At 55.0% G+C, this 8,845-nt stretch carries 7 protein-coding genes; 3 read left to right on the top strand and 4 right to left on the bottom strand.

Going from position 1 to position 8,845, the window contains the following annotated elements; translation table 11 throughout:
* The 3 genes from V7660_RS11035 to V7660_RS11025 form a co-directional block, all read left to right on the top strand.
* Nucleotides 1–1,671, top strand: a 1,671-nt coding sequence (locus V7660_RS11035; RefSeq protein WP_335603100.1) for a hypothetical protein, incomplete at its 5' end; no start/stop codon positions are given.
* Nucleotides 1,672–1,714: 43 nt separating this feature from the next.
* The gene (locus V7660_RS11030; protein ID WP_335603099.1) at nt 1,715–2,785 is read left to right on the top strand and encodes a glycosyltransferase; all 1,071 of its coding nucleotides are present in this window, start codon (nt 1,715–1,717) and stop codon (nt 2,783–2,785) included.
* A gap of 25 nt (nt 2,786–2,810) precedes the next feature.
* Nucleotides 2,811–3,911, top strand: coding sequence for a glycosyltransferase (locus tag V7660_RS11025; RefSeq protein WP_335603098.1), 1,101 nt, complete (start codon nt 2,811–2,813; stop codon nt 3,909–3,911).
* Nucleotides 3,912–3,950: 39 nt separating this feature from the next.
* Here the strand turns inward: V7660_RS11025 and V7660_RS11020 are convergent, their stop codons facing one another.
* The 4 genes from V7660_RS11020 to V7660_RS11005 all read right to left on the bottom strand — a co-directional run bounded on the left by V7660_RS11020 (nt 3,951) and on the right by V7660_RS11005 (nt 8,836).
* Nucleotides 3,951–4,337 (bottom strand): DCC1-like thiol-disulfide oxidoreductase family protein, encoded by a 387-nt coding sequence (locus tag V7660_RS11020; protein ID WP_335603097.1) that lies wholly within the window; start codon nt 4,335–4,337, stop codon nt 3,951–3,953.
* An 11-nt stretch (nt 4,338–4,348) separates the two neighbouring features.
* Nucleotides 4,349–6,061: a hypothetical protein gene (locus tag V7660_RS11015; protein WP_335603096.1), complete on the bottom strand. Its 1,713-nt coding sequence runs from the start codon at nt 6,059–6,061 to the stop codon at nt 4,349–4,351.
* 223 nt (nt 6,062–6,284) lie between these two features.
* Nucleotides 6,285–7,304, bottom strand: a complete 1,020-nt coding sequence (locus tag V7660_RS11010) for a hypothetical protein (RefSeq protein ID WP_335603095.1) — start codon at nt 7,302–7,304, stop codon at nt 6,285–6,287.
* Complete coding sequence (locus V7660_RS11005) at nt 7,301–8,836, bottom strand: lipopolysaccharide biosynthesis protein (protein ID WP_335603094.1); 1,536 nt, start codon at nt 8,834–8,836, stop codon at nt 7,301–7,303. The genes V7660_RS11010 and V7660_RS11005 overlap by 4 nt, the downstream gene beginning before the upstream one ends.
* Between the last annotated feature and the right edge of the window lie 9 nt (nt 8,837–8,845).

Genomic DNA, 8,845 nt, shown 5'->3' with positions numbered 1-8,845 from the left:
ACCGGGGATGTCATCACCATCGAAGGCTCGAAGAATGCCGGGGAGTATGCCCGGATCGATACGATTACCGTGACCGATGCGTCGCTCCCGCCACCTCCTCCACCACCTCCACCACCGCCTCCGCCACCGCCGCCACCTCCCCCTGCGGGTGAGATCGCGGTTGGCGACACTGAAGCGGAAGCCCTGACCCTGGGCGGCGACTATCAGATCGAGGACAATGTCAACGCTTCTGGCGGGCAGACCATCAAGTCGACCGGTACCGGCACCGCGGCCGGTGCCTTCACAGGGCCAGATGGCTCCTACGAACTGGCGGTCAATTACTTCAACGAGAATGACGGGGCTTCCGCATACACCGTCTATGTAAACGGCATCGAAGTCGAGACATGGACCGGCACTGGCGGCTCCAGCGGATGGGTCATCGATACACATGCCTTCGAACTCGATCTGAGCACCGGGGATGTCATCACCATCGAAGGCTCGAAGAATGCCGGGGAGTATGCCCGGATCGATACGATTACCGTGACCGACCTGCCGCCGCCGCCTCCGCCGCCTCCGCCTTCAGATATCGGCATTGGCCGCACGGAAGCGGAAGAGCTTCTGACTGAAGGGTTTATCATCGAAGTGCGGTCCACAGCGTCCAATGATATGGTCATCCGGGCCGAAGAAGGCTCGACCTCCAGTGTCGCAGAAGGCCAATTTACCGGCGCTGATGGCGACTATCTGGTCCGCCTGTCCCATCTTGATGAGAGCGACGGCGTCTCCGCCTATCAGATCAAAGTGAATGGCCTAGTCGTGACGAGTTGGTCGGCGGACGCAGACAATGACGTATTCAACATTCATGAAGCGTCTGTCTCGCTCGTAACGGGTGATCAGATTTCGGTGGAAGCAGTTTACGATTCTGCCGAAAAGGCCCGGATCGACTGGATCGAGATCATCGAAGACGACCAGATCAATCCGATATCCCATACCTTAAACCCAGAAGATTTCGACTATATCGCCTTCACTGGGCAGTCGAACGCGGAACGTTATTTCTACCGTCACGCGGATGATGAAAGTCCGGGCGATATCGGTTCGGTCGTGTTTGAGGACGCGATTGAAGCCTATCTCAGCGGAGACACAACACTTATCAATGCCGCCAGGGGCGGCAGTGGATCCAATCCACTCTCCGACGCCAACAGCTATTGGTGGAATCTGGACACAGATTCTCCGGGTCCGGCCTTGCGGAACGCTATTTCCAAAATCGATGCAGCCATGGATGTTGGCGAAGATCTGGATGCGATTGTCTGGGCCCAAGGCGAAGATGATGCTCGCGTGATCGATGGCACCAACAATGCTTCCATTGTTGATGCTCTGATTGAGGCAACCACCAGCGTATTCGAATATCTGTGGGACCGTTACGGCGCCGACATCCCCGTCTTTATCCAGGAGTTGGGAGACTTCCCCGAGCTTGGCCCTTGGTTGGACGGCCCAGAAGGCGCCTTGTCGGCCATCCGCGATGCGCAAGCCTATATCGCCTCATTGTATGACAATGTGTATGTGGGAGCGACCACCACAGACGTATCCGAACATATGGATGACGGAATCCACTTCAATGTGGAAGGATTTGGGCTCATCGCCGAAGAACTCGCTGAGACCGTTACAAACGTATTGACGGCAGAAGTTCTGGCGTAAATCGTGCACACATATATTCGTCTGCCACAGTCGAGAGCACGATATGAGAATACTCATTGCGAGTGCACACCCGTATATCCCGCAGATCGCGGGTGGGGCCCAGTCGAGTACGCATGAACTCGTCCTTGAGCTAAGAGCCCGCGGGCACGATGCTCGTGTCTTCTCTGGCCTGACCGGCGATGGGTGGCTCGGCCTGCGACATCGCACCATGCTGAAGCTGAAGCCCGGCACCGTCGTCAGCGACGATGTTTGCGGATACACGACCTATCGAGCCTGGCATCCGGTCAACTCGACGTCGGAAGTCGTGGATGCCTTCAACCCCGACGTGGTCATTCTTCAATCCGGTTTTCCGGCGAGACTGGCCAAGGGATTCAAGGCTCGGACCGTACCGCTCGTCTTCTATCTCCGGAATGTAGAATTCGAAGATCTCGGCGGCGATCTGGCGGAATTTTCAGATTGCCAGTTTATCGCCAATTCCGAATTCACCGCCCGGAAATTCGCGGATGCGTTCGGCGTGCAATCCGAAATCATCTATCCGCTTATCCGGCCCGAAATGTACCAGACGGACACCCGGCGGGAATCGGTCCTGTTCGTGAACCCCCACAAGCACAAAGGCCTGGATATCGCCCTGAATTGCGCGCGCGCCTGCCCCGAAATACCTTTCACCTTTCAGATGACATGGACCCTGTCCAATGAAGAACTCGAAGAGTTGAACACCGCGCTGTCGACGCTTCCCAATGTCCGGGTTCAGGCGCGGACGCAGGACATGAAACAGGTCTATGCCGAAGCCAAAATCGTTCTTGCACCGAGCCGATGGGAAGAAGCTTTCGGACGCATATCAGCCGAAGCCCACATCAATGGTATTCCGGTCGTTGCGTCGGCACAGGGTGGATTGCCTGAATCCGTTGGTCCTGGCGGCATCCTGATCGATTTGTCGGAACCTGAGGAAACGTGGTCTGACGCGCTCAAGAAGTTGTGGACCGACAAGGCCCATTACGAGGAATTGGTACAGGCGGCCCGAGATTATGCGGCGCGCCCTGCCCTGCAACGCGCTCATCAACTCGATACGCTGGAAACCGTGCTCGAACGCGCGACGGCACCAATCTGCCAATAAGAGGCACTTCCGCACAGGATTTCTCATGAATCTACTATTTGTTACAGCTCATCCGCATACCCCACAAATCGCCGGCGGGTCGCAGTCCAGCACACATGAACTGTCACTGGAGATCATCCAGCGCGGGCACAATGTGTCAGTCCTCTCCGGTCTTTATCACAAGGACCGGCTCGGCTATCTCGTGCGGACCGTGCTCAAGCTCACTCCCATGAAATACACCCGCGACAAGCTGCCCGGCTATCCGGTGTACCGGAAATGGTTTGTCTGGGAAGATGGCAATGCGGTGCTGAAACAAGCAAATCCGGATGTCGTCATTGTGACGGCTGGACAGCCCTTCAAGACAGCCAAGCACTTCGCCCAATTTGGAATTCCGCTCGTGGTCTATGTCCGCGATGTAGAGTTTCACAAATATGAAGCCAGCCCCGCCGATCTTCCGGCATCGACCATCTATGTTGCAAATTCTCAGTTTACGGCCAATGCCTACAAGGAAAAGTACGGGATCGATGCGGTACCGATCCCGCCCATGTTCATGGCTGAACGCTATACATGCGATCATGCCCCGGAAGTCGTGTCCTTTATCAATCCCCACCCTAAAAAGGGGCGCGACATCGCATTCCAGATTGCAGAGCGTTGCCCGGACATCCCCTTTGAATTCATCGAGGGATGGCCCCTGCCTGATGATGTCAGACAACAGAATATTGACTGGGCAAGAAAGTGTGGGAACGTGACACTCAAGCCTCGCACAAACGATATGCGCAAGGTGTATTCACGCACCAAGGCATTGCTCATTCCGAGCCAATGGCAGGAAGCTTGGGGTCGCATCGCCTCAGAAGCCCACTTCTCCGGCATCCCGTGCGTCGCCACAAAGATTGGGGGATTGTCGGAATCGGTCGGCGAGGGCGGCATCCTGATCAGTCCTGACGCCCCTATCGAGGAATGGGTCGCGGCGGTCCGGAAGCTCTGGGACGATCAGGATTTCTATGCCGCCATGCAAAATCGGACGCGCGCCTATTCGAAACGGGATATTCTGAATAAGGACCATCAGATCGACACGCTGCTGGATGCATGCGACCGCGCCCAAGCCGCATTTTCCGCCAGAACTGCATCGACCGAACTCGCCAGCTGATCAGCCGCCTTCAAGCCTAGTTATCTGCAGGCCATGGCCTCATGTTTCAGAAAGTGACTGCGCGATCTTGCGTCGCCCAAGTACCCGCAAGACAAGATTGCGCCCAGCTTTCATGAACGGATAGATTACGCGGGCGCGCCTCGGACTGCGGAAGACCCAACCGTTCAGCTTGTTGAACGTGGTTACCGGACTGCTGATCATCGACAGAATGTGGACGCAGTCATCCCCATAATACCATTCGTCGCTGATCCTGGCTGCCATGCCCTGATCCATATCAAACTTACCGCGCGCGAAACCGGCGATTTCATCAGAAGACCGAGCGTCAATCAGCCGGATCGCCCCCACGGATTCACGAATCCGCAGCATCTTAACATACTGGCTGCAGAACGGGCATTCCCCATCATAGACGATTACGTTTTCAGTCATCTTGACAGCCGTTACTTCACCGGAATGATGTCGGTTTTGGTGCTGACCAAGACATCCCGCTTGAACGCGCCATCCTGCCAATTGAGACAGACTGTTTCAACATTGTAGCGATATCCAGCGATGTCTTCCATATTCAGCGCCTCAAAACCCTTGTATCTTACCGGCATGGAATAATGATGGTGAGGATATAGGTGGTAGGACGGCGTCTTGCCCGATTTATTTTTCTTTTCCAGCATCATCTGGTGGTAAGAACTGACGAAGTTCGAAGCTGCCTCGCCATCATAATCAACAACCGAAACGTCGTTTTCATAAGGCGAGTGATAAGAACATGTCTTCGTGGCAGACATGATCTCATAATTGGCGATCTCATCCGACTGGACCCCAATCCCGATCTGCCCCCATTGTGACGTTGGCACATGGCGTGACGGGGCGCGGTGCTCACGATATCCAAAATTGCGAGTATACATAAGGTAAGAGGATTGCCGGAAGAAGCTGTTCGGCACGCGATACTCTTCGCCCGTCTCGGTGATGGCCGTGAAATAGGAATCCCTCAACTCACGGCTGTCATACCAGCCCAGACGCGCATTATAGAAAACGGTGTGTCCCATGATCGTGACCAGGACGCCAGCGATCATGGCTTCCTTAGGCAGGCGGTCCATCTTCATGGCGACGAAAGCCGAGGCAAGGAGACTGTTCAACAGGATCCACGGAACAAACAATGCGCCGGTCAGGAAGAAAATCGCGATGTGCATCATGTCGAAGAAGAGAGTAAACGCCAGCATCGCTCGAACGCGCAAGAATGCCAGAAAGCACAGGCACTGGGCCGCCAGTGTGATAACATTGAGATAGGGCTCAACGGCGCGAAGTATGCCATAGGCAAAACCGAACAATCCTGGCGCATACGCACCCGGCGCCGCACCCACATTATAACCAGCCAGCATCAGTGAACTCGTGGGATTATCGGTCACCCACGCAAACGCCCCGCCATCAAGATGAATTTTCGCCATGCCGGACATGAAATAATTACCGAGATGAGCTCCGACCGCCATGCAGAGAATGATCAGCGGCAAAGCTTCAATGCCCTGCTGGACCCCAGCGTGAAAGCGCTCCGGAATCTTCTGTTCCCGCTTCAGGATTTCTATTGCCTTGGCAAACAGACCGAGCGCCACGACGGCGCCCGCCGTGAAGACGAGCACTTCCACCAGGGGGGCATAATCATTGCGGCCCAGTTCGCGTGCTCCTGACATGACCCGGGTGAGGTCCTTGTGAATCAACAAGTATAGTGGCGGCAGCAAAGCGAAAGAGGGACGGAAGATTGCAGCGACCGTGGCGGCTAACACGATGAACGGAACAATTGTTATGAAATGCCCAATGCCATTCTGGACATTGTCGTTCACGCTGGAAAATTCTCCGCCCAACCACAGGCTGTAAAAGCCCAGGAAGACGGCGAGTCCCTTGATGATGATGCGAAGGTATTGCGGAACATCATCATATTTGATGATGCCCGCCAGAGTGCAGGCCACCGCTATTGAAAGATATATGAGGAGTGCTCGCTCGGGGTGCCAGGCAGACGAATAGTCAGCAATGAAATTGAAGATTGGCACCAGCAACAAGCTGGCAAATATGATTAGACCGATCGTCCCGAATTTGAAGATCGGGGATAGATTGTCATTGTCGGATAGGTTGGATCTATGCCCAAGTGTTGCCCACCGTAGCCCTGCCATTTTATTATCACCCCACTAGATTTCCGGTGTGTGTTCCTCCACCTGGAAACAAAAATATACATTGTGTCTGCTTAACATGCCGGGAAGTTTATCGGAATGGAAAAGCGACCCTCTCAAACTCTTTTTTATTCTAAACGACGACCCACACCTTCGGGGAAATAAGTAATAGTCCGTATTCACTTCAAATATCTTCGAAATCACGGTACGGGCCCAAGTACGCCTATCAGAATCTACCTGATGCCTTCTTCATGAACGCGTATCCCCGGTCACCCACTATCGATCGAACAAAATTCTTCATTGACTGCTTGTTCGACAAGGGAGTCTTCTGAAGGACGATGCGTCGCGGCAGACCCTTGATAGATTGCTGGATCGTACGCAGGTCGCCGGTTGCAGGCAGATGCATCTGCTGTGTCTCGATGCACAAGGCCGGCTTGCCGGAGAGGCGCGCGATTTCCACCGCCTGATCATGCTCGCTCTCGATGAACATCAGGCTATTCTTGCTTCGATATACTTCTGCCTTGAACGAGCCGTGAGCCTTTGCCTTCTGTCGTGCTTCCTTGTCGGGCAGGTCGAGCATATTGAGCGACTCGTATTGGACACCCCATTTTTCCAGCCACGCTTCAGTTTCCGAACGATACTTCTCCAACCGGCTGGTCACGAGATGACCGAGCGGTTTGGTAGGCCGGTTCAGCGGCGTAGCATTGAGAACAAATTCCCGGTATAGCGCGCCGTCATCATTCTGCTCCGCGGTCGGGTCGAGACACAGGACACCATCAATGTCGATACAGCATTCCTGGAGCAGACCATGATGAAACAAATTCCACTGGAAGATGCGCGGCTGCGGCACGGCGTCCAGCACGATGTCGACATCAGGATGTGAGGCCTTGGGGCCAAAAACGGCGCAATATGTCAGGTTATACCCCTCAAGTTCCGCATCAAGCCGTGCCTTTACGGCGCGTATGGAATTGCCATGAAATACGCTGTCATCGATGACGAGAACATTCTTCATGTCGGCGAAGGTCTTGTTGATAGCGGCACCCCGGCGGGTACGTCCTGAAGCCATGACCCGGCCTTCGAGTAATCCTTCGACGTCGGTGATAGGAAGGTTCAGCAGCAGGCCGAGGAAATTGGCGGGGATCAAGCCGCTTCGCGGCACACCGACGATCAGGTCGATATCATCCGGCAGCCGGCCCAGACCGAGCGTAATGGCATCATACATATCTGCGAGAGATCGATAATTCATTCCTGCATTCCCTTTCGCACCGCCCGAGCCTGCCGTTTGGACACGATTCCAGTCCAGACCATTTCAAGCAGGTCGCGCGCCACCGAAACCTTCTCTTTAAACATGGTAAGGACAGCAAGGTATATGCCATAAGAGAGCACCAGAAGCAGGCAGATTTCCAAAAATCCGATCTGCTGAAATGACTGTCCCGCATAATAGAGTGCGGCGCCTGCGATGCCGAGCGCCACGAGGTGCGGCGTCAAAAGGCGCACAAGGTCGCCAAACCGGACCATCCCGTTTCGGGACGCCATGAACCAGACATAGGGTGTCTTAAAGACGAGATCCCCAATTGCATACGCTGCCGCAACGCCGACGGCGCCCTTGGGCAGGCCCACGACAAAGGATGTGATCGAGATCGCTGCGGTCACGGCGCCGACCATCAAATAGTGCTTGCCCCGACCTTGGCTGACGAAGAGCCATCCCATTGTCGAAGTCATGACCTGCACAAGGCCCGCGATGCCAAGCCACATAAAGACCGGTGCTGCTGGCACCCATTCCTTCCCGAGCAGAACGAGGAAGATTTCGTCTGCGAAGAGGATACCGACCAGAACACCCGGCTGGGCGGCGACAAGGATAATGGTCACGGCGACGAAATAGGCGCGCCTGTAACGCTCCGGCTGGTTCACGTTACGAGACAGGAACGGCACCATGACCCGGGACAGCGGATAAGTGATTTTCTGAAGCGGGAAGAGCAGCAATTTATAGGCACGATCATATAGACCGAGCTCAACAGCATCATGAAACCGCGCGATCAGGATGTTGTCGGCATTCCTTGACGCAAAGTTCAGCAGGTCGAACCCGGCAATACTCGTACCAAACCCGATCATTTCCTTCATGCCATCCGCACGGCCCAGTCTTGTAGGCTTGAATTTGCTCGCCATCCAACTGGCAATCGTGGACACGGCTGCGGTGATGATCGTCCCATAAAAGAGAGACCAGTAGCTACGAGTTATATAGGCCATCCCTACCGCAACGATGAAGCCTGCAAGAAGTGACACGACTTCAATCATTGCAATAGTTTTGAAGGCGAGCTTTCGAGCCAACAGCGCGGCCGGTTGGGATTGCAGCCCCCATACGACAATTGTCGCAGCATATGCGACCGCAAGGGCTTGGACCTCTGGCTCTCCATAGAAGTCTGCCAGAAGGGGTGCACAAGCGGCCATAATCGCGGCCAGCAGTGTGCTCATCAACACACTGAGCCAGAACAGATTGCTGACAACCTGTTGCGAAATCTGCTCACGCTGTACAGTAGCCTGGTTCAGACCAAGTTCCTTGACCATCGCCGCAAAGGCCACGGCCGGCGCCACCATGGCGACGAGGCCAAAGTCAGCTGGCAGCAGCAGGCGCGCAAGAATAATCCCCTGCGCAAAACCGAGCACGACCCGGAATCCCTGCGCCACACCCGTAATGGCAGCTCCCCCAGCCAGACCAGCCGCAGTCGTATTGATATTGTTGAGGTCATCATCCTCGGGGGGCGTGTCGTTTGTGGACATGTTTCGAAA

The sequence above is a fragment of the Hyphomonas sp. genome (assembly GCF_036964145.1).
Taxonomy (GTDB): Bacteria; Pseudomonadota; Alphaproteobacteria; order Caulobacterales; family Hyphomonadaceae; genus Hyphomonas.
The sequence above is the reverse complement of the archived record's forward strand: the minus strand, read 5'-3'. Positions and strand labels throughout refer to the sequence as shown.